The 21,022-nt window shown below is 70.1% G+C and carries 20 protein-coding genes; 12 read left to right on the forward strand and 8 right to left on the reverse strand.

Annotated features, from left to right (window positions below; genetic code table 11):
- The first annotated feature begins 22 nt into the window (after positions 1 to 22).
- Positions 23 to 1,078, forward strand: coding sequence for a tartrate dehydrogenase (locus tag NKI68_RS21195; protein ID WP_254546742.1), 1,056 nt, complete (start codon positions 23 to 25; stop codon positions 1,076 to 1,078).
- Positions 1,079 to 1,091: 13 nt separating this feature from the next.
- Here NKI68_RS21195 and NKI68_RS21200 read toward each other — a convergent pair whose 3' ends face one another.
- From NKI68_RS21200 to NKI68_RS21215, 4 genes are all read right to left on the reverse strand, one after another.
- Positions 1,092 to 2,303 carry an MFS transporter gene (locus tag NKI68_RS21200; protein ID WP_254546743.1) on the reverse strand — a complete coding sequence of 404 codons (1,212 nt, stop codon included), beginning with the start codon at positions 2,301 to 2,303 and terminating at the stop codon, positions 1,092 to 1,094.
- A 113-nt stretch (positions 2,304 to 2,416) separates the two neighbouring features.
- Positions 2,417 to 3,643 carry an MFS transporter gene (locus NKI68_RS21205; RefSeq protein ID WP_254546744.1) on the reverse strand — a complete coding sequence of 409 codons (1,227 nt, stop codon included), beginning with the start codon at positions 3,641 to 3,643 and terminating at the stop codon, positions 2,417 to 2,419.
- A gap of 2 nt (positions 3,644 to 3,645) precedes the next feature.
- Positions 3,646 to 5,046 (reverse strand): MmgE/PrpD family protein, encoded by a 1,401-nt coding sequence (locus NKI68_RS21210; RefSeq protein WP_254546745.1) that lies wholly within the window; start codon positions 5,044 to 5,046, stop codon positions 3,646 to 3,648.
- 98 nt (positions 5,047 to 5,144) lie between these two features.
- Positions 5,145 to 5,567 (reverse strand): hypothetical protein, encoded by a 423-nt coding sequence (locus NKI68_RS21215; RefSeq protein ID WP_254546746.1) that lies wholly within the window; start codon positions 5,565 to 5,567, stop codon positions 5,145 to 5,147.
- A 135-nt stretch (positions 5,568 to 5,702) separates the two neighbouring features.
- On the opposite strand from NKI68_RS21215, the gene NKI68_RS21220 reads away from it, so the two are divergent.
- Genes NKI68_RS21220 through NKI68_RS21235 form a run of 4 tightly spaced genes read left to right on the forward strand, consistent with a single transcriptional unit; the run spans position 5,703 to position 9,046 of the window.
- Entirely contained in the window at positions 5,703 to 5,975 is a 273-nt protein-coding gene (locus tag NKI68_RS21220) for a hypothetical protein (protein WP_254546747.1), read from the forward strand.
- A 48-nt stretch (positions 5,976 to 6,023) separates the two neighbouring features.
- Positions 6,024 to 7,190: an ABC transporter ATP-binding protein gene (locus NKI68_RS21225; protein ID WP_254546748.1), complete on the forward strand. Its 1,167-nt coding sequence runs from the start codon at positions 6,024 to 6,026 to the stop codon at positions 7,188 to 7,190.
- A gap of 1 nt (position 7,191) precedes the next feature.
- Positions 7,192 to 8,136 (forward strand): carbohydrate ABC transporter permease, encoded by a 945-nt coding sequence (locus NKI68_RS21230; RefSeq protein WP_254546749.1) that lies wholly within the window; start codon positions 7,192 to 7,194, stop codon positions 8,134 to 8,136.
- A gap of 1 nt (position 8,137) precedes the next feature.
- Positions 8,138 to 9,046: a carbohydrate ABC transporter permease gene (locus NKI68_RS21235; protein ID WP_254546750.1), complete on the forward strand. Its 909-nt coding sequence runs from the start codon at positions 8,138 to 8,140 to the stop codon at positions 9,044 to 9,046.
- A gap of 480 nt (positions 9,047 to 9,526) precedes the next feature.
- Here NKI68_RS21235 and NKI68_RS21240 read toward each other — a convergent pair whose 3' ends face one another.
- On the reverse strand, positions 9,527 to 9,850 hold the full coding sequence (locus NKI68_RS21240; protein ID WP_254546751.1) for a hypothetical protein: 324 nt from the start codon (positions 9,848 to 9,850) through the stop codon (positions 9,527 to 9,529).
- Positions 9,851 to 9,963: 113 nt separating this feature from the next.
- Between NKI68_RS21240 and NKI68_RS21245 the strand changes: the two genes are divergently transcribed.
- Positions 9,964 to 11,415, forward strand: a complete 1,452-nt coding sequence (locus NKI68_RS21245; RefSeq protein WP_254546752.1) for an ABC transporter substrate-binding protein — start codon at positions 9,964 to 9,966, stop codon at positions 11,413 to 11,415.
- Positions 11,416 to 11,459: 44 nt separating this feature from the next.
- Here NKI68_RS21245 and NKI68_RS21250 read toward each other — a convergent pair whose 3' ends face one another.
- Complete coding sequence (locus NKI68_RS21250; RefSeq protein WP_254546753.1) at positions 11,460 to 11,885, reverse strand: cupin domain-containing protein; 426 nt, start codon at positions 11,883 to 11,885, stop codon at positions 11,460 to 11,462.
- Positions 11,886 to 11,915: 30 nt separating this feature from the next.
- Positions 11,916 to 13,280, reverse strand: coding sequence for an MmgE/PrpD family protein (locus NKI68_RS21255; protein WP_254546754.1), 1,365 nt, complete (start codon positions 13,278 to 13,280; stop codon positions 11,916 to 11,918).
- A gap of 106 nt (positions 13,281 to 13,386) precedes the next feature.
- Between NKI68_RS21255 and NKI68_RS21260 the strand changes: the two genes are divergently transcribed.
- The 3 genes from NKI68_RS21260 to NKI68_RS21270 all read left to right on the forward strand — a co-directional run bounded on the left by NKI68_RS21260 (position 13,387) and on the right by NKI68_RS21270 (position 16,407).
- A complete protein-coding gene (locus NKI68_RS21260) occupies positions 13,387 to 14,463 on the forward strand; it encodes an alkaline phosphatase family protein (RefSeq protein ID WP_254546755.1) in 1,077 nt (358 codons plus the stop codon).
- Between the two features lie 48 nt (positions 14,464 to 14,511).
- Positions 14,512 to 15,744, forward strand: coding sequence for an acyl-CoA dehydrogenase family protein (locus tag NKI68_RS21265; protein ID WP_254546756.1), 1,233 nt, complete (start codon positions 14,512 to 14,514; stop codon positions 15,742 to 15,744).
- 111 nt (positions 15,745 to 15,855) lie between these two features.
- Complete coding sequence (locus NKI68_RS21270; protein WP_254546757.1) at positions 15,856 to 16,407, forward strand: MaoC family dehydratase; 552 nt, start codon at positions 15,856 to 15,858, stop codon at positions 16,405 to 16,407.
- Here NKI68_RS21270 and tcuA read toward each other — a convergent pair.
- Positions 16,404 to 17,819: an FAD-dependent tricarballylate dehydrogenase TcuA gene (gene tcuA, locus NKI68_RS21275; protein WP_254546758.1), complete on the reverse strand. Its 1,416-nt coding sequence runs from the start codon at positions 17,817 to 17,819 to the stop codon at positions 16,404 to 16,406. The two genes, NKI68_RS21270 and tcuA, sit on opposite strands and share 4 nt — an antisense overlap.
- Positions 17,820 to 17,895: 76 nt before the next feature.
- Between tcuA and NKI68_RS21280 the strand changes: the two genes are divergently transcribed.
- The 3 genes from NKI68_RS21280 (at position 17,896) to NKI68_RS21290 (ending at position 20,979) form a co-directional block, all read left to right on the forward strand.
- Positions 17,896 to 18,774: an isocitrate lyase/PEP mutase family protein gene (locus NKI68_RS21280; RefSeq protein ID WP_254546759.1), complete on the forward strand. Its 879-nt coding sequence runs from the start codon at positions 17,896 to 17,898 to the stop codon at positions 18,772 to 18,774.
- A gap of 21 nt (positions 18,775 to 18,795) precedes the next feature.
- A complete protein-coding gene (locus NKI68_RS21285) occupies positions 18,796 to 20,004 on the forward strand; it encodes an MFS transporter (RefSeq protein WP_254546760.1) in 1,209 nt (402 codons plus the stop codon).
- 204 nt (positions 20,005 to 20,208) lie between these two features.
- Positions 20,209 to 20,979 carry an IclR family transcriptional regulator gene (locus NKI68_RS21290; protein WP_254546761.1) on the forward strand — a complete coding sequence of 257 codons (771 nt, stop codon included), beginning with the start codon at positions 20,209 to 20,211 and terminating at the stop codon, positions 20,977 to 20,979.
- Positions 20,980 to 21,022 lie beyond the last annotated feature (43 nt).

A 21,022-nucleotide genomic window follows, 5' to 3' on the forward strand; every position in this document is an offset into this window, starting at 1 on the left:
CGGAGGGCCGCCCAGACGTGCTATGACACATCGTATCGCTGTCATCCCCGGGGACGGAATCGGGCCCGAAGTCGTCGACGCGTCGCTCTCGATCGTCGCCGACGCCGCCGACGAGTACGGGTTCTCGATCGAGACCACTCGGTTCGACTGGGGGAGCGAGCGCTACGTCGAGACGGGCGCGATGATGCCCGAGGACGCACTCGACAGGCTCGAATCGTTCGACGCGATCCTGCTCGGCGCGGTCGGCCACCCCGAGGTCCCGGACCACGTCACGCTCCACGGCCTGCTCCTCCCGATCCGGAAGGGGTTCGACCAGGGCGTCTGCGTCCGGCCGTCCGTGCTCTTTCCGGGCATCGAGTCGCCGCTCCGGGGGTACGGGGCGGGCGACATCGACTTCGTCGTCTACCGCGAGAACACCGAGGGCGAGTACGCGGACGTCGGCGGACGGGAGCACAGAGGCTTCCCCCACGACGTCGCCGTCCAGAGCGCGGTCTTCACCCGCGAGGCGACCGAGACCGTCGTCCGCGCGGCCTTCGAGGCCGCGAGCGAGCGCGAGGGGACGCTGACCAGCGTCACGAAGTCGAACGCGCAGGCCCACAGCATGGTGTTCTGGGACGAGGTCGTCGACGACGTGGCGACCGAGTACCCCGCGGTCGCCGTCGAGCGGCTCCTCGTCGACGCCGCGTGCATGGACCTCGTCCGCCGACCCGAGGAGTTCGACGTGCTGGTCGCCTCGAACCTCTTCGGCGACATCCTCACCGACATCGGCGCGCAGATCACGGGCAGCATGGGGCTCGCCCCCTCCGCGAACGTCGATCCCGACGGCGACTACCCCTCGATGTTCGAACCCGTTCACGGAAGCGCGCCCGACATCGTCGGGCGGGGAATCGCCAACCCGATCGCGGCCGTGCTCTCCTGCTCGATGCTGCTCGACGACCTCGGGGAGGGGGACGCGGCCGACGCGCTGTGGGACGCGGTGTCGGCGCAACTCGACGACCCCGGCGCGCCGCGGACGCCCGACCTCGGCGGCGACGCCGGAACGGAGGACGTCACTGCGGACCTCCGCTCCCGGTTGTAGGGGCTCGCCCCCGTCAGGTTCGACGGCCCGTCGCCCCCGACTGCTTCGCGTGCGTCCGCTGCCGGCGCGAGAAGGCGGCCAGCGACAGGAGCCCGAAGCCCGCGCCCGCGGCGAGCGTCAGGAACGCCGCGTCGAAGCCCGCGAGGTCGAGCGCGACGCCGAAGACCACCGGCGAGACGACGGTCGTCCCGAACCCGACGAGCGTCTGCAACGCGAGCGCGACGCCGATCCGCCCGTCCGAGACGACCTCCGTGACCGCCGTGGAGGTCGGCGAGCTGTCGGCCGTCAGCACGAGGCCGTAGAGCAGGACGACGCCCGCGAGCACCGGAAACGAGTTCCACGCGAGCGTCCCGAGGGCGGCGGAGATCGTCGCGCTGGTCCCCAGCGTGAGCAGGATCGTCCGCCGGCGGCCGAGGTGGTCGCTGGCCCAGCCGGCGGCGAGGTTGCTGAGCCCCCCGATGGAGAGGGTGACGCCCACGAGCAGGCCCGCGACGACGGTGGGGCGACCCGTGCTCGCGAGCGCCGGCGTGGCGAGCAGGAACGCGAGGAGCCAGTTCCGCGCGCCGAACAGTTCCCACGTGTGCCCCGCGTAGATCCCCACCGCCGAGCGGTAGGGCCGATTCGACAGGATCGAGAGGTCGAGCCCCGCGGTCGCGACGCTCGCGTCCGGGTGATCGCGCGTCCCGAGGAGCACCAGCGGCCCGGCGAGGAGACCGCCGACGCTCGTCGCGCCGATGGCGATCCGCCAGTCCAGCGCGGCGGCGATGGGCGAGGCGAGGAGGAAGGAGAGGCCCGTGCTCAGCGAGAACGCCCCGGCGTAGATGCCGAGCGCGCGACCCCGTACCCGCTCGGGGTACCAGTCGGAGAGGAAACGCATCCCCGGCACGTAGACGCCGGCCATGCACAGCCCCGCGAGGAACCGGAGGAGCGCGCCGGTGGTGACGTCGACGGCGAAGAACGCGAAGCCGAGGCTGAACAGCCCCGTCCCCGTCGCGCCGGCCGCGATCACGCGCCGCCGGGAGCGCCGATCGGCGAGCCAGCCGACCGGCAGGACCGCCAGCACGTAACCCGCCTGGAAGGCGGCGAAGACGACCCCCGCCTCGACGCCCGTGAGCCCCCACTCGGCCACGATGATCGGGAGCAGCGCCGAGTAGTTGAACCAGACCAGCACCGTGAGCAGGAGGGCCGTACTCGCCACCGCGAGCACCCTCGTTCGTTCGCGCACGGGGGAGTCTCCCACCCGGGGGTAGTTGAAGACTTCGGAGGGGAGACGGGGGAGGTCGACGCCGTGGCCGCGAGCGATCGGCGGCGTCCCGCCGCGGCGGTGCCCCCGTCCGATCAGCCCCGCCGCGGGAGCCGGAGGTAGAGGGCGGACGAGAGGGCGGTGATCCCGGCGAGGGCGAGGAACGCCTCGTCGAACAGCCCCCGCCCGGCGAGGACGCCGACGAACGACGAGCCGAGCGCGCCGGCCGCGAGGTAGAACGTCCGAAAGAGGCCGAAGCCGCTCCCCTGCACGTCGTCCGAGAGGATGGCGGCGACGTAGCCGTTGCCCACGGGTCCGATGCCCAGGCGGGTGCCGAGGAGGACGACGAGCGCCGCGAGCGGGAGGAGGCCGTGGACGAACGGGAGCGCCACGAGCGTGAGGACGCCGAAGCCGGAGATGACGGCCAGCACGCGCCGCGCGCCGTGGCTGTCCGCCGCGCCGCCGGCGACCGACTGCGAGATCGCGCCGCTCGCGAAGAAGAGGCTGTAGAGCGCCGAGGCGGTCCCCTGGCTCATCCCCTTCGCCGCGATGAGGTAGGTGGGGAGGAACGCCGTGATCCCCTGGTAGGTGAAGAGGACGAGCGTCATGGCGGTCCACGCGAGCACGACGTGCGGGTCGACCAGCTCGCTGGCCAGGCGGCCGGCGATCCGGCGCGGTGCCGCCGCCGCGACCCGCGTCCGATCGCCGTCCTGCGCCGGGACGAGCGCCCAGAGGGCGACCCCGACGACGGCGAGCGGCGCGACGACGAACCCGAACCCGAAGCGCCAGCCGAGCAGGACGGCGAGGCCGCCGGCGACGAGCGGGAGCAGGGACGCGCCGAGGTTCCCCACCGCGAACGTGACGCCGAGGGCCGTCCCGTCGCGGTCGGGGTAGATCCGCGAGAGCACCGTCACCCGCGGGGGCGCGTAGAGGCCGGAGCCGAGGCCGAACAGTATCGCGCCGAGGACGAACACGACGAACGTCGGCGCGAGCGAAAGCGCCAGCGCGCCCCCCGCCGTCACGACCACGCTCGCGACGAGCGTCGGCTTCTCCCCGATCCGGTCGGCGAGCATCCCCGCCGGAAACTGCGTGACGGCGTAGGACGCCCAGAGAACCGTCATGAGGACGCCCGCGGTCGCGTTGTCCAGGTCGAACGTCCCCTTCACCTGCGGGAGCAGCGTGGGCAGGATGACCCGCGTGCCGAGCACGAGGAGCCACCCGGTCGCGACCGCGACGAGCACCCACCCACGGCCGTCCCCGCGGAGCGCCTCGCTCGTCCCGCGGATGTGCTCCCGCGTCCCCGCGAGCGTGCGCCGAACCACTCTCACCGGTCCGGCTCCGCCCCGCGGAGCGCGCCCGTCAGGTCGGCCAGCTCGCGCGATTCGAGGGTGCGGACGACCTCGACGATCTCCGCCCGCCGCCCCTCGGAGAGCCCGACGGAGCGGCCGACGGCGTCGAACTTCGCCGCCACGCCGTCCCAGCCGAGGGGCCGCTCGGGTTCGCCGCGCGCCGTCTCGACGAACCGCTCGTACGTCTCGTCCGCCTCGACGACGACCCGCGCCGCCCACTGGTCGGGGAACCGGGACTGCACCTCGTCGGTCGTTCGAACGTCGGTCGCGTCCATCAGCCGCCGGAGGTCGGGGTCGTCGAGGCGGGACCCGGCGTCGAGGAAGGCCGGCAGACCGGCCTCGCCGCGGGTCAGCGCGAGCGCGGCGGCGAAGGGCATGCTGAACTGGCAGTCCACGACGTTCTCCGGTCGGCGCTTCGCCGCGATCGGCTCGCCCGTGAGCGTCACGCCCGAGCGCGGGAGGTCGACGGCGACCGAGGACACGTCCGCCGGGTCGACCTCGCCCGACAGCTCGAGCAGCGCGTCGATCGCCGCGTGCATGTAGCGACAGCACGGGTAGGGCTTGAGCGCCGTCTCCGTGACGGCGTGGTCGACGCCGAGTCGCTCGAACGCCGCGTAGTCCGGGTCGTCGGTGTAGCCTGCGAGGAACCCGTGGTCGCCCTCGACGGGTCGCGCCGCGCCGCGGAAGCCGGCGGCCGCCAGCGCGGCCGCGGTCACGCCCCGTCGGGCGGCCAGCCCCGGATGGAGGCGCTTGTTCCACGCGCCGTTCGCGAGGAACTGGAGCGAGCCGGCCGCCTGGCTCCCGGCGACGCCGAACGCCGACGCGAACCCCTCGGCGTCGAGCCCGGCGACGACGCCCGCCGCCGCGGCCGCCCCGAACGTCCCGCAGGTGGCCGTGACGTGGAACCCGCGGGCGTAGTGGGCGTCCGGGTTCGCCGCCCGCCCCAGCGTGCAGGTGACGTCGTAGCCGGCGGCGACGGCGGCGAGCAGCGCCTCGGTCGTCGCGCCCTCGCGCTCGGCGACGGCCAGCGCCGCCGGGATCACGGGCGCGCCGGGGTGGAGCGACGACCCCCGGTGGGTGTCGTCGAAGTCGAGGCTGTGGGCGAAGGTCCCGTTGAGGAGCGCCGCGTGCTCCGCGGACCGGCGCTCGCCGGTCGGGAGGACCGTCGCCTCGGCCGCGGCGTCCGCCCCCGAGAGCGTCCGGACGGCCCGCTCGACGGCCGGACTCGACCCGGCGTGCTCGCGGCCGCCGAGGACCACGCCGACGAAGTCGAGCAGGTGTTGCTTGAGTCGCTCGCGGACCTCCTCGGGGAGGTCGGCGGTCGATGCCTCGACGCAGTAGCGTGCGATCTCGTCCGTCGTGCTACCGGTTCCCATGAACGGACACGACGACGGAGGGGAGCATAAACGCCGGGGATCGAGACCGTCGGGGGCCGAAACCGCCGGCGATCGGAGCCGACGGCGGTCCCGTCGGCCTATTCGCCGCGGATGACGGCCGAGGGCGTGTGGGAGGCGAAGTGGTACTTCCCGAGCCCGACGCAGACGAACGCGGTGAGGGTGAACGGGATCGTGATGAACGTCAGCGAGCCGAGCGCCGCGGCGACCATGACGAGCGTCCAGCGGGTCCGCTGTCGGGCGAAGTGGACGCCCGCACCCATCGCGACCGTGGCGACGGCGAACTGGAGCAGCGCCAGACCCATCTCGTACGGTTGGAAACCGTAGAACTCGCCGGTCGCGACGGAGTAGCCGACGAAGAGCGTACCGACGAGGGTGATGAGCGTGGCCGTCGCGAGCGCGCCGGCACCGAGCGAGACCACCGCGTCGGGCACCCTCGCCAGGAGCGGTTCGTCCACGGCGTGTTCGGATGCGGCGTCGATCTCCGTCGCGTCGTCGGCCATACCCCCCCAACTCGCCGCCGGGGTAAAAAGCTCCCTCCGGTGGGGGTCCCGTCGCCGCCCGGCGACGGCCGTCGAACCCGGGGTGGCGAACCCGTGCAAGGTTTTATGTCGTGGTGAGTTCGTTACCAGTGATGTATGGTGCAGCCTAACGAATCACAGTCGAGCGTCCTGGGCGTGGCCGACCCGCTCGTCGTCGCCGTCGTGGCGTACGCGATCGTCTGCGTGCCCGCGTATCTCTGGCTCGAGGGGCCGGTGGGAAACGCGGGTACCGTCGACGGGTCGGTCGTGATCGCGGCGCTCGCGCTCGGCTCGATCCTGTTCGTACCGATCGTCAAATCGGTACTGGAGCGACGGACCGGGCGGACGGGTCGGTTCCGCACGGGCGGTCCGTGGGAGGGCAACGAATGATGTTCGACGCGACAAACGACGACGGACGGCGAACGCCGGTGAACCACCATGGTTGAGGTACGACTCGATACGCTACGGAAGACGTTCAACGACGGACAGGTCGTCGCGGTAGACGACGTCGATCTCCACATCGACGAGGGCGAACTCATCGTCCTGGTCGGCCCCAGCGGGTGCGGCAAGAGCACGACGCTCCGCTGTCTCGCGGGGCTCGAGACGCCGGACTCCGGACAGATCCTGTTCGGCGACTTCGACGTAACCGACCTGCCCCCGAAGGACCGGGAGATCTCGATGGTCTTCCAGAACTACGCGCTCTACCCGTCGATGACCGTGTACGAGAACATGGCGTTCGGGCTGAAGATGCGCAACGAGGGGAAGGAGACGGTCGACGAGCAGGTCCGCTGGGCCGCCGACATCATGGAGATCGGCGACCTGCTCGAGCGCTACCCGAACCAGCTCTCGGGCGGCCAGCAACAGCGCGTCGCGCTCGGCCGCGCGATCGTTCGCGATCCGGCCGTCTTCCTGATGGACGAGCCGCTCTCCAACCTCGACGCGAAACTCCGCGCGGTGATGCGCACGGAGATCCAGGAACTCCAGCAGCGCCTGGGCGTGGCGACGGTGTTCGTCACCCACGACCAGGAGGAGGCGATGAGCATGGGCGACCGCATCGCGGTGATGAACGCGGGCCGCATCGAGCAGATCGACCCGCCCGAGGAGATCTACCACAACCCGAACAGCCTCTTCGTGGCCGACTTCGTCGGCAGCCCGGCGATCAACTTCTTCGAGATGACGCTCGAGGGGAGCCGGGTCGCCGGCGAGGGGTTCGAGTACGAGCTACCCGCGGAGATCGCGGACGAACTCCGGGCCGGACTCCCGGGCGACGAGGTGATCCTCGGCGTCCGACCCGAGGACCTGACCATCGTCGAACCGGGCGCGGGGCTGGTCGACCTCCGGATCGAGGTCATCGAACCGATGGGCGACACCAAGATCGTCTACGTCGACATCGACGACAAGCGGTTCAACGTGGTCGTCGAGTCGACCCGGGAGATCGAGGAGGGCGACACGATCGGCCTCGACGTCGCGTGGCCGAACGTCCACTTCTTCAGCCCCGAGGGTCCGAAGGTCCTCACCTGGCGGCAGGTCGCGTCCGGTGGCGACGCGGGACGCGGCGACGCCGTGGCCGACGGCTCGGGCCGACCGCGCGAGGAGGAGTCGTAAGATGGCGTCCGTCTCAGAGCGCTTCGAACGGCGGGAACGGACCCTCTCAGATCGCATCCTGGAGGAGTACGGCTCGGCCCAGGGGATCCTCTTTCTCCTGCCGACGCTGCTCCTGCTCACCGTCATCGTCTTCTACCCGATGGTGTTCAACGGGGTCCTGCTCTCGTTCAAGCAGTTCACGCTCAACCCGAACGACGTCGATCCCTGGGTCGGCCTCGCGAACTACGAGTACTGGCTCTTCGGCGGCGGGCAGGAGCTGTTCCTCTTCAGCATCAAGATGACGCTCCTGTACGAACTGGTCGTCGTCCCCTTCGACCTGATCGTCGCGCTCGGCGCGGCGCTCGTGATGAACGAGAGCCTGCCGGGACGGCCGCTGTGGCGCGGCCTCATGCTCGCGGGGTACGCGGCACCGGCCGTCGCCGCCGGTCTGACCTTCGCGATCATGGAACAGGCGGCGACCTACGGCATCATCTACAACATCCTGAACATGTTCTTCGACATCCCCGCGTCCGGCGGGATCACGTCCAACACGCCGTGGGCGTTCTGGGGCGTGGTCATCGCCAAGGTGTGGCGCGACTTCGGGTTCATGTACGTGGTGTTCCTCGCTGGGGTGCAGTCCATCCCCAAGGAACTCTACGAGATCTCGAAGGTGGACGGGGCCGGCCCGATCCAGCGCTTCCGGTACATCACGCTGCCGCACCTGCGCACGGTCATCGTCACCGTCGTGATGATCCGCACCATCTTCACGATCGGCAAGGTCGAGATCCCGTGGGCGGTCACGAAGGGCGGGCCGGTCAACTACACCACGTTCCTCGGCGTCGCCATCTTCAAGAAGGCGTTCATCAACTGGACGATGGGACAGGCCGCCGCGCTCGGCATCATGTTCGCGATCGCGATCGTCCCGCTGATCCTGCTGTGGGTCAGAAGCGAGACGGAGGACTACTGAGATGAGCACCGACACCGATCGGCAGTGGCGGTTCGAGACGGCCCAGCAGGGGCTGAACTGGGAGCAGCACTACAAGCCCGTCCTCAAGTACGTCGCGCTGGCGGTCCTGATGGCGTGGATGCTCCTGCCGCTCTACTACACCTTCGTCAACTCGCTGAAGACGCCCGAGATGATCTTCACCACGCCGCTCGGCATCCCGTGGGTCACCTTCCAGCCCGTGCCGTGGAGCGGGCGGAACGCGTGGCGGACGATGTGGGGCGCGTTCCCGTTCGTCCAGTACACGCTGGCGACGTTCGTCGTCAGCGTCGGGACGGCGGGGCTGGCGACGGTGTCCGCGGTCTTCGCCGCCTACGCCTTCGCGCGCCTCGACTTCCCGTTCAAGAACGGGCTGTTCGTGCTCAGCGTCGCCGGGTTCGCGTTCCCCGTCGTGCTGCTGGCGATCCCGATCTTCGTCCTCCTCCAGCAGTTGCAACTGCTCAACACCTACACGGGGATGATCCTCGCGTTCACCGCGTTCACCCTGCCCTACAACATCTGGCTGTTGCGGGGCTTCTTCGAGGACCTCCCGCGGAACTTAGAGGAGGCGGCGCGCGTCGACGGCTGCACCCAGATCGGCGCGTTCTTCCGCGTCATCCTCCCGCTCTCGCGCCCGGCGATCGCGAGCGTCTTCCTGCTCGCGTTCCTGCTCGCGTGGCACAACTTCCTGATGGCGTTCATCATCGGACAGGACCCACTCCACACCACGCTCCCCGTCGCCATCCTCGAACTCCAGGGGACCTTCTTCGTCCGGAACTTCCACTACCTCATGGCGGCCACGTTCCTCACCATGCTCGTGCCCATCACGATGTACATGTACCTGCAGAAGTACCTGGTCGAGGGGCTCTCCTCGGGCGGCGGCGTCAAGGGGTGACGCTCCCCCTCTCCCTCTACTCTCCTCTCTCCACGTTCTCTTCCCCCTCCCACTCTCCCCACGCTCTTCTCTCCTTCACACTCTCGACGTTCCCCTCTCCTTCACTCTCTCCACGTTCCCCTCTCCTTCACTCTCTCCACGTTCCCCTCTCCTTCACACTCTCCACGTTCCCCTCTCCTTCACACTCTCCACGTTCCCCTCTCCTTCACACTCTCCACGTTCCCCTCTCCTTCACACTCTCCACGTTCTCCTCTCTCCCGTGTTCACCGTCGCATCTCCGCTCCGTCGGCGGCGCGGCGGCGCGTTCTCCCCGTCGAGGCGCACCGCTCGCGCCTTCCGACACCGTTTCCACGGAGAACGAGCGGTTCGATACGTGACGGACGGTCGGAGCGACTCCGAGCGATTCGACGGGACGCCTCGTGCCCACCGTCGAAGGACCCACACGTCCGCCGGCAGGTCGCTATCGGGCGTGCGCCGCGATCAGCGCCTGTCGCTTCCCACGTCGACCGTCCACTCCTGGGTCTGGTCGATCTCCTCGGTGCGACGCGCCTCGATGATCCGCCCGGTCTTGCTCAGCAGGAAGCCGACGACCAGGACGACGATAGAGAGGATGAAGAGGCCGCTGTTGGTCGGCGATCCCGTCGTGACGACGAACGGCGGGACGACGACCAATCCCGGGAGTCGCCAGTCGACGAAGAGCCCCGCCAGGAAGGCGACGCCCGCGATCCCGTACAACACGTACGCCGCGAGCACTACGAGGTCCGTCGTCGACCTCCCACCATGTGATACGGTCTGACCTGACATACTCCGCCGTACAGGCGATCCGGTGATAAACGTTGTGCCGCCCCCTCGCCGAGGAACGGCCGTGGAGTAACACTTATTACACCGGATAGTAATACCCACACGGCTGTTAGACTATGACAGGCAATGACGGCGGATCGATCGGTAGGCGTCACTTTCTGAAGACGGCCGGTGCCGGTGCCGCGCTGGTGACGACAGGGCTGGCCGGTTGCATGGGCGGCGGCGGCGGAAACGGGAACGGAGGCGGTGGCGCACAGACCGGGGGAACGGGCAAGCCGACGCTCGACGTCTGGCTCTCGTACTACACCGAGGGGGAGACGAAGCGCCAGTACACCGACCAGGTGGTGAAGAAGTTCCAGAAGGAGACCGGCATCACGATCAACATAAAGGGAGTGCCGTACACGGACGTCGTGAAGAAGCTCCGGGCGGCCCGGGCGAGCGGCGACGTCCCCCACCTCGTCGAGGTGATGACGCGACCGGGCGTGCTCGCCGGCGGGGCCGGCCTCGTGGTCAACGACCTCTGGGAGAGTTCGTCGCTGGCCGACAAGACGGCCGACACGATCATGAACGGCCACAGGGTCTGGGGCTCTCAATCGACGGGGAAGGAGGGCAACCTCGTGACCTTCCCGCTCGGGTTCCGTCCCTTCTTCACCGCCTGGCGCACCGACTGGCTGAAGGCGGCGGGCATCGACGAGACGGAGGTCAACCACGAGGCCGGGAGCCTCCACTGGTACGACGACGTGCAGCCGATCTACGAGAAGCTCAAGAACAGCTCCATGGGCAAGAAAGGCGACCACTACCCCGACACGACCGGGATGAAATCGAGCGACGAGGAGTACATGTCGCTCTACATCCCGCAGTTCGGCGGGTCGCTGTCGGGCGTCGTCAACGTCACGGGCGACGAGGCGACGATCGACACGAAGGAGGCGCGCGAGGCGATCAAGTTCCAGTTCGACTTCATCGACAAGGGGCTGTTCCACCCCAACTCGATCAACCACGGCGACGAGGAGTCCACCACGCTCCACTGGTCCGGGAAGACGGCGGTGAACCACCTCCAGGACTCGACTGACCTCTGGGGCGACTACCTCGAGGAGCAGGGCGACGCGATGCGGAACGGTCAGTACACGTGGGGACTGCCGATGAACGGCGGCACCAAGGCCGCGCTAGCGTGGCTCCCCTCCGTCGGGTTCATGAAGGAGGGCTTCACCAACCAGAAGGAGAAGGACGCGGCCGTAACGTTCCTCGAGTGGTGGATCGGCGACTCCAAGCGCGCCGTGAAGAACGCCGAGAAACTCGGGTTCGTCCCGGTGACGCCCGACGCCATCCAGAAGGAGGACTTCTTCGCGAAGACGAAGATGCACGAGGAGTTCTGGCGCGGGGCCTGCATGAAGACGCTCAAGGAGATCAAGCCGGCCGTCATCCCCGCCGTCAGGGGGGCGAACGCGATCACCTACGACATCCCGCGCTCGATGCACCAGCGCATCCACGCCGGGACCCCCGTCGAGGAGGCGACCGCGCAGGCGGCGAAGGAGATCAACGACCTCCTGAAGCAGAACCAGACCGCGTAACGACGCCCGCCCCTCGACGCCCTCGCGACGGACGACGCTACGCGCTACCCGTTCTTCCGACGCTCCCCGTACCGCTCGGCGAGCAGGTCGTCGTAGCTCCGGACCTGCCTGACCGGATAGCGCCCCTCCGGGGGACTGCCGATCGCGACCAGCTTGCACGGCGCGTCGAACGGGTTGTGAAACAGGTGCGGGACGCCCGCCTCGAACCGGACCGCGTCGTCGGTCGCCGCGTCGAACGAGCCGTCCTCGACCTCGACGCGCACCGTCCCGTCGACGACGTAGTACACCTCCTCCTGATCGTCGTGGTAGTGGTAGGCGTTCTGCGAGAGGCGCTCGCCGGGGGCGAGCACGGCGACGTTGAGGTTGTAGTCCTCGACGCCGAGCGCCGGCGAGACCTCCCAGCGTCGTCCCGGCTTCTCCGGGTTCGTCTCGAGATCGGTCAGCGACACGCGGTGGTAACCGTCTCCCATGGGATCACCGTCGGATCCCACCGATATAGCTCATGCTGTCCGGTCCACCCGAAGAACGTCGAGCAGGTCCGAGAGGGCTCCGTCGGACTCGAGGTCGACCACCGCCGCGGCCAGCGCGTCGGCGTCGTCCGCCCCGAGCACGGTCCCGGCGCACTCGTCGAACTTCGCCCGCAGTCGCGCCTCGCTCACGGGGTTCGTCGGGCCGCCGGGGGCGTGGCGCTCCTCCGCGACGTGCTCCTCGCCGTCGGTCGTCTCGACGGTCACGCGCGCGCCGTAGCCGGCGAACTCGGCCCCGAAGAGGTTCGGCTCGAACGCCCGCTCGACCCTGGCGATGGCGTCGCGCGTCTCGGCCTCGGCGACGTACTCGTCGGTGAACTCGCGGACGCCGGCGTCGCGCTCGCGGAGGACGGCGGCGAGGCAGAACTCGATCGAGAACTTCGCCTGGAGCGCGTTCTGCGGATCCGCGTGGATCAACATCTCGCTCGCCGCGTCGTCGAGCGCGACGGTGATCGACGCCACGTCCGCCGGCGCGAGGTCCTCCCGCTCGACGATCCCCCGGAGGGCGTCCATCGCGGCGTGGGTGATGACGCCCGAGGGGTAGGGCTTGAACCCGACGTCGGTGAGCGACCACGTCTCGCCGAGGCCGTCGGTGATCTCGCCGGGGTCGTAGCCCCCGCCGGGCGTCATGACCGCGCCGTAGCCGATCTCCCCCGACAGCACGCTCGGGTCCGCGGTGAACCCCTCCCGCGCGAGGAGCGCGGCGCGGACCCCGATCTGCGCGGCGTGGCCGGCGTGCAGCGGCTTGGTCATGGAGCCGAAGTTCCTCTTCAGCGACGACGACCCGGAGGCGACGACGCCGAACGCGTGGCGCGTCTCCTCGACGGAGAGACCGAGCACCGAGGCGGCGGCCGCCGCCGCGCCGAAGCTCCCGACGGTGCCGGTGCTGTGCCACCCGTTGTCGTAGTGACTCGGGTAGGTCGCGTGGCCGACGCGGAAGGCGGTCTCGACGCCGACTGCGTAGCCGGCCAGGAGGGCGCGCCCGTCGGCGTCGGCGCGCTCCGCCGCCGCGAGCGCCGCGGCGAAGACGGGCGAGGTCGGGTGGATGACGATCGACTCGAAGGTGTCGTCGTAGTCGATGGCGTGGCCGAAGGTGCCGTTCGCCAGCGCCGCGCCCGGCGCGCTGGCCGACCCGCGGGCGAACACGGTCGCGTCGGTCCCCGGCGACGACGCCTCGACGTACGCCGCGATCCGGTCGCCGACCTCGTGGCGCGAGCCGTAGACGGCGACGCCGAGGTAGTCGCGGACGGCGCGTTTTGCGTGGTCGATCTCCGGTTCGGGCACGTCCGACAGCTCAGTCGAGACGGCGAACGACGCGAGCGCGGTTGTCTCGTCCATACCCGGTCGTTTCGCCCCGGGAATATAACGGTGCGTGTCACCACGGCACGCGGGTCGCGATCGCAACCCCCGGGAAATATTTATCGGTGCCGCGGAATAGCGTGCCATGGACTCCCGCGATCGGACGCGCGTCGTGGTCTGCCTGGACGGGATGGACCCGGCGTACCTCGCGGCGACGGACACGCCCGGCTGGGACGCCGTCGCGGCCGAGGGCGCGGCGGGCGAGTGCGACTGTGTCGTCCCGAGCCTCACGAACGTCAACAACGTGAGCATCGTCACGGGGTCGTTCCCCGCGGACCACGGCGTCACCGGTAACACCTACTACGACCCCGACCGGGGGGATCTCGTCTACATGGAGGACCCGGCGTACGTCCGCTGCGAGACGAGGTTGCAGGCGTTCGCGGCGGCGGGCGAGACCGTCGCGGCGCTGGTCGCGAAGGACAAACTGCGGCGCATGGTCGGGCGGGGCTGCGCCGTCGCGGCCAGCGCGGAGGACCCGCCCGCGGCGCTGGTCGAGGCGGTCGGGCCGCCCCCCGACATCTACTCCGGCGAGGCGAGCGGGTGGCTCCTCGACGCCGCGCTCCACGTCCTCGACGACCTGTGCCCGGACGTGCTCTACGTCTCGACAACCGACGTGGTGCCGCACAAGCACGCGCCGACGGAGGACCGGGCGAGGGCGTGGGTCGAACGCCTCGACGAGGGGCTGGCCGCGCTCCACGACCGCGGCGTCGACCTCGTGGCGACGGCGGACCACGGCATGAACCGCAAGTCGGTCCGGGTCGACCTCGACGCGGTCGCGGAGCGGGCGGGCGTCGACGCCACCGTCGTCCGGCTCATCCGCGACCGGCACACCTACCACCACCGGAACCTCGGCGGCGCGGCGTACGTCTACAGCCACGACGGTAGCGGGGGGGACTGGCTGACCGACGTACCGGGCGTCGAGGCGGTCCTCCCGCGGGACGACGCGGCCCAGCGCTTTCGGCTCGCGCCGGACCGGATCGGAGACTACCTCGTCCTCGGCGATCCGGACACCGTGTTCGGCCCCGTCGAGGGGGGCGTCCGCGCACCCGTCGACCTCCGGACGCACGGTTCGCACCACGAGCGGACCGTCCCGTACGTCACCACGCGCGACGTCGAACTGCGGTACAACGTCGAGGCGTTCGCCGCCCTCGACAATCCGTGATCGCCTCGATCCGTGGAACTATGTGCGAACGAGTCCCATAGACGGACGATGAGTCAGCTATCGGTGGACGGCCTCGCGCTGTCCGACGAGCAGCGGCTGGTGCGGAGGAGCGTCCGCGAGATCTGCGAGAGCTTCGATCGGGCCTACTGGCGCGAGCGCGACGCTTCCGGCGAGTACCCCCGCGAGTTCGTCGACGCGCTCGCCGAGAACGGGTGGCTCGGCGCGCTCGTTCCGGAGGAGTACGGCGGCGCGGGGATGGGTACCAGCGAGGTGGTGGTGATGATGGACGAGATCGCGGCCGGGGGCGGCGGCTTCAGCGCCGCGCAAGCCGTCCACGGCGGGATCTACAACTCGGTCCCCCTCGTGAAGTACGGGAGCGACGAGATGAAGGAGGCGCTGCTGCCGAAGGTCGCGGCGGGCGAGGCGTCGATCCAGGCGTTCGGACTCACCGAGCCGAACGCCGGGTCGGACTCGACCTCGATCGAGACGGCCGCGGAGCGCGACGGCGACGAGTGGGTCGTCAACGGCCAGAAGATCTGGACCTCGCGGGTGGACGTGAGCGACTACCTCGTGCTCGTCGCGCGAACGACGCCGAAGGACGACGTCGAGAAGAAGACCCGCGGCATCTCGATGTTCCTCGTCGATCTCGAGGCGGCGTACGAGCAGGGCGGGCTGGAGGTCGAGGAGATCCCGAAGTCGGCGAGCGGCTTCGTCCACTCCTTCGAGATGTGGTTCGACGACCTCCGCCTGCCCGAATCGGCGCTGATCGGCACCGAGGGCGAGGGGTTCTACCAGGTGCTCGACGGCCTCAACGAGGAGCGCCTCGTCATCGCCGCCGAGTGCGTCGGCCTCGGCCGCCTCGCGATCGAGCGCGGCGTGGCGTACGCCAACGAGCGCGAGGTGTTCGGTCGCCCGATCGGGCAGAACCAGGCGATCCAGCACCCGCTCGCGGAGGCGTATGCCCGCGTGCAGGCCGCGAGGCAACTGACCTACGACGCGGCGGACCGGGCGGACGGTGCGGCCGAGGGGGAACGGGGGTCGGACGACGCGCGCGCCGCGATCGGCGCGCGGGCGAACGTGGCGAAGTTCCTGGCGGCGGAGGCCTGCTTCGCGGCGGCCGACGCGGCCGTCCAGGCCCACGGGGGCTTCGGCGTCGCGAGGGAGTACGACGTCGAACGCTACTTCCGCGAGGCCCGGCTGACCCGCCTCGTCCCGATCACCCAGCAGCTGGCGCTCAACTACATCGGCGAGCGGGTGCTCGGCATGCCACGGTCGTACTGACCGCCGTCCGCCGCTCGCTTACCGCTCGCCGTCCGCGCTCCACCGCCCGCGGTCCGCCGCCCCTCCCCACGAACCTTTTGTACCCGCGCCGCGTCCTCCCGTCCGAACGCCATGGCAGACGACAACGAGAGACGCCTCGCCGGCGGGTGGGAGGGGCGCTACTACGAGGATTTCGCGGTGGGCGACATTTATAAACACCCGTACGGGCGGACGGTGACGGAGACGGACAACGTGTGGTTTACGAACGTGACGATGAACGTGAACCCGATGCACTTCAACGAGGCGTACGCCGCCGAGACGGAGTTCGGCGAGCGCCTCGTCGACGGCACGTTCGTCATCGCGCTGGCGGTGGGCATGAGCGTGATCGACGTCTCGATGAACGCGACGGCGAACCTCGGCTACGACGACGTCCGACACCACGCGCCGGTCTACCACGGCGACACCCTCTTCGCCGAGAGCGAAGTGCTCGCGAAACGCGAGTCGGACTCGCGCGAGCACGTGGGACTCGTCACCACCGAACTGCGGACGTACAATCAGGACGATACGCTGGTGCTGTCGCTCGAGCGGACGCCGATGGTGCTCAAGCGCGAGCACGCCCGGCCCTCGCCCGCCCGGCCGACCGGGTGGCCCGACGGCGTCGGCACCCAGCCCGAGGACCTCTAGACTCCGTCCTCGGCGACCGCCTCGGCGGCCCGCCTGCCGAAGACGGCGGCGTTGGTCAGCCCCGTCCCGCCGGGGTAGTTGTCGAAGAACAGCCCCCCGGTGCTGTTGCCGGCGGCGTAGAGCCCCGGGATCGTCCGGCCGCGGGTGTCGAGCACGCGGCCGTGCGCGTCGATCTCGACGCCGCCGAAGGCGAACGTGATGCCGCCGGTGACCGGGTACCCCACGTACGGCGGCTCCTCGAGCGGGATCGCCCAGTTGGACTTCGGGGGGTCGATCCCCGCCGCGCGGTTGCCGTCGAGCGCGTCGGGGTCGAATTCCCCGGTGGGGTCGCAGGCGGCGTTGTACGCCTCGACCGTCTCCTCGCCCCGCTCGGGGTCCTCACAGCCCAGTCGCTCGAGGACGTCCGCGACCGTCTCGCCGTAAGTCGGGTCGGAGGGACCGTCCGGCCAGAGGTGGGCCTCCATCCCCGCGTCGGCGACGATGAACGCCTCGTGGCCCGGTTGTTCGAAGATGCGGCGGCCGAACTCGGCGTAGGTGTGCGCGCGGGCGTCCCGCCCCTCGTCGACGAAGCGCTCGCCCTCGTGGTTGAGCAGCACGCAGTACTGGTAGCCGTCGATGCGGTTCGCGCCCCCCTCCGCCTCGGGCGAGTTGGCGTCGATGAGCGCCATGTGCGCGCCGCTCCACTGGCCGGCCGCCCGCGCGCCGGCGTCCAGGGCCGCGTCGATGGCCTCGCCGGTGTTGTACGGGCTGCCCCTGACCGTCATCGCGTCGTAGTCGGGTCCGTAGTAGGCGGTTCGCTTGCGGGGGTCGGACTCGTAGCCCCCGCCGGCGACCACGACCGCGTCGGCCTCGAACGTCGCGGGTTCGTCGCCGGAGATCGCCCGGACGCCGGCCACCCGCCGGTCCGCCGTCTCGTGGATCGCCCGCACCTCGGTGTCGTAGAACACCGTCGCGCCGAGTTCCTCCGCGCGTTCGACGAGCGTCGCGACGAGGTCCTCGCCGTCGCAGAAGGTCCGACCGACGGTGTACCCGACGTGGAGCGGTTCCATGCTCCACTCGACGCCGTTCTCGGTCAACCACTCGACGGTCGGTCCCGCCTCCTCGACCAGCGTCCGCGCGAGGTCGGGGTCGGCGCGGCCGCTCGTCTGCCTCATGACGTCGTCGTAGAACGCCTCGACCGTGTAGTCGGGGACGTCGAACGTCAGCCCCCACGGCGAGAGGTCGCAGTCGGCCGACGGGACGCGGAAGGACTGGACGTAGCGCGTCTGTCCGCCCCGCTTCTCGCGCGGCGTCTTCTCGAGTACCGCCGTCTCCAGGCCGAGTTCGCCCGCCCGGACGGCGGCGGCGAGGCCCGCCATCCCGCAGCCGACGACGACGAGGTCGTACGCTCCGGTTGTCGTAGCTCCTGCCATCGTCCCCTCTGTACGTCCGACGGCGTAAATAACCGTGCGACCGTATCTTTATCACGCCGCTCCCGTACGGGACGGTATGGACGCGAGCGCTCCCGGGAGACGCTTTCTCGAGCTGGTGAACCGAGCGGAAACGCTGCGGGCGGTCGGCGCGTTCGACGGGCTCTCCGCGAAGCTGGTCGAAGAGGCCGGCGGCGAGGTCGTCTACGTGAGCGGGTCGGCGGTCTCGACCAGCGTCCACGGCAAGCCGGACGTGGGGCTGACCACGATGACCGAGATGGTCGACCGCGCCCGGAACGTCGTCGAGGCCGTGGACGTGCCGGTCTTCTGCGACGCCGACACGGGGTACGGCAACGCGCTCAACGTCCGCCGGACGGTCGAGCGGTTCGAGCGGGCCGGCGTCGCCGCGATCCACCTCGAGGACCAGCGGTTCCCGAAGCGGTGTGGTCACTTCGAGGGCAAGCGGGTGGTCCCGCGCGAGGAGATGGTCCGGAAGCTCCGGGCGGCGGTCGACGCCCGCGACGACCTCGCGATCGTCGCGCGCACGGACGCGGCGGCGGTGACCGGCCTGGACGACGCCATCGACCGGGCGCGGGCCTACGCCGACGCGGGCGCGGACGTGCTGTTCGTCGAGGCACCGGAGTCGCGGGCCGACCTAGAGCGGGTCGGCGACGAACTCGGCGACGTCCCCCTGCTCGCGAACATGGTCGAGGGCGGGCGGACGCCGCTCGTCCACGCCGACGAGCTGTCGTCGATGGGTTTCGACGTGGCGCTCTACCCGACGACGGGTCAGAAGGCCGCGGCGAAGGCGCTCCGCGAGGTGTACGGCGAGATATTCGAGCGGGGCACCCAGGTCGGCGTACTCGACCGCCTCGTGACGTGGGAGGAACGAAACGAGATCACCGGTCTCGCGTCGATCCGCGAACTGGAGGCGCGCTACGCGGGCGACGATGCGTAGGGACGACCGGGGGCGTCCAGGATGACGGGTTCCGGCCCGCCCGACTGGCGGTCCTGGACGTGCCTGGCCGGCACGTGGGCGCTCTCGCTGTTCGCGAACGCGTACCTCATCGTCCCGGCGAGCGTCCTCCCGCGGATCATGGAGACGCTCGACCTCGGGCCGGAGACGGCGATCTGGATCGTGAGCGCCGCGTTCGGCGCGTGGGCGGCCACGAACTTCCTGCTCGGGTTCGTCATCGACCGGGTCGGCGACGTCAGGGTCGCGGCCGCGGGCACCGCGGCGCTCCTCCTCGCCGGCGTCTGGGGCTTTCGCGCCGGCACTGCCGGCGACTTCGGCGGCCTGCTCGCCTCGCGCGCGCTCGGCGGCGTCGCGCTCGCGGCCATCTGGACGACCGGCGCGAACCTCGTCGGTCGCGCCTTCCCCACGGAGAGTCAGGGGACCGCGCTCGGTCTCTTCACCGCCAGCGCGCCCGCCGGCATCGCGATCGGCCAGTCCGCCGGTCCGCTCGTCGGCAACGCGTACGGCTGGCCGGCGAACCTCCTCGCGTTCCCCCTGCTCGCGGCCGCCGCGTTTCCGGTCTTCCTGCTCGCGATGGGCGCGACGTCCCTGGCCCCGCGGACGGCGACGGACTCCCTCCTCGACGACCTGGACACGGTCCTCGCCAGCCCCGCGGTCCGGTTCGGCTGCGCGATGAGCTTCGTGGGCTACTCGCTCTTTCTCTTCTTCAACGGCTGGATGCCCACCTACCTGACCGAGGAGTTCGCCGTCCCGCTCTCGATCGGTAGCCTCCTCGTCGCGCTCTTTCCGGCGGTCGGGATCGTCTCCCGATCGACCGGCGGCCTGCTCTCGGACCGACTCCTCGGCCGACGGCGACTCCCGGTCATCCGGCTCTCGTTCGCCGTCTCGCTCCCGATCGTCGCCGCCATCGCCGTCACGAACACGGTCGCGTTGCTGGTGGTGCTGCTGGTCGTCGCCGGCTTCGCGATCCAGCTGTCGATCGGCGTCTTCTACAGCTACGTCCGCGAGTCGGTCCCCGCCGGCGTCGCCGGAACCGCCCTCTCCTTTCTCGGCTCCACGGCCGTCGCCGGGGCGTTCACCGCGCCCGTCGTCGCCGGCGTCCTCATCGACTGGACGGGCGCGTACCTCGCCGCGTTCGCCTACGCCGCCGCGCTCGCGGCGCTCGGCGTCCTCCTCGCCTGGCGAGCGTCGGAGCCGACGACGCCGGCGTGATCCCGAGACGTCCGTTCGTCCAGATCGGACGACGGGACGTTCCGATCACCCGCATTACCCTCGATACGGCACCGCCTCGCCCCTCGAGAGACGGGAGATCGCCGACGTGGGCAGCCGCGAATCGATCCGCGAGTAACTCCTCGAACCACACCTGTTCGGTGAGGCGAAACATTAAATATGGACGAACGTTAGGCACTGTATGTCATGATACACCGAACTACCACGACGAAACCCGTCAAATCTACCGAGACGGTGTTCGACATCATCGAATCCCTGAAGGAACTCGACGGTGCCCGCGTGACGGAACTGGCGGACCACCTCGGGCTGGCGAAGAGCACGGTCTACAGTCAGCTGTTCACCCTCCGGAAACGGGGGTACGTGGTGAAAGAGGGAGATCGGTACCACCTCTCCCTGGAGTTCGCCCACGTCGGCGAGTACACCCGGACGCGCCGGCCCAGCTACGAACTCGCCGGACGGAAGGTCGCGAAGCTCGCCGAGGAGACCGGCGAGCGATCCCAGTTCATCGTCGAGGAGCACGGCCGCGGCATCTACGTCCACCGCGAGACGGGAGCGAACGCGGTCCGAACCGACTCGGCCATCGGGGGCCACGTCCCGCTCCACGCGACCGCGTCCGGGAAGGCGATCCTCGCGCACCTCCCCGACGAACGGGTCGACGGGATCATCGAGTACCGCGGTCTACCGCGGCAGACCGACCACACCATCACCGACGAGGCGACGCTCCGCGAGGAACTGCGGGCGATTCGGGAACGGGGGTACGCGTTCAACCAGGAGGAGAACACCGAACGTCTCCACGCCGTCGGCGTACCCGTCAGACTCCCCGACGACCGCGTCCTCGGTGCGATCAGCGTCTCGGGACCGACCTACCGCATGAAGGGCGAGCGACTCGAGGAGGAGGTCCTCGACCTCCTCCTCGGCACGGCGAACGAACTCGAGTTGAACATCGCGTACCTCTGATCGGTCTGCGGTAACACACCCCCCGACACGTTCGTTGAGAGCG

This window comes from Halomarina pelagica (genome assembly GCF_024228315.1).
In the GTDB taxonomy this organism is placed as follows: Archaea; Halobacteriota; Halobacteria; order Halobacteriales; family Haloarculaceae; genus Halomarina; species Halomarina pelagica.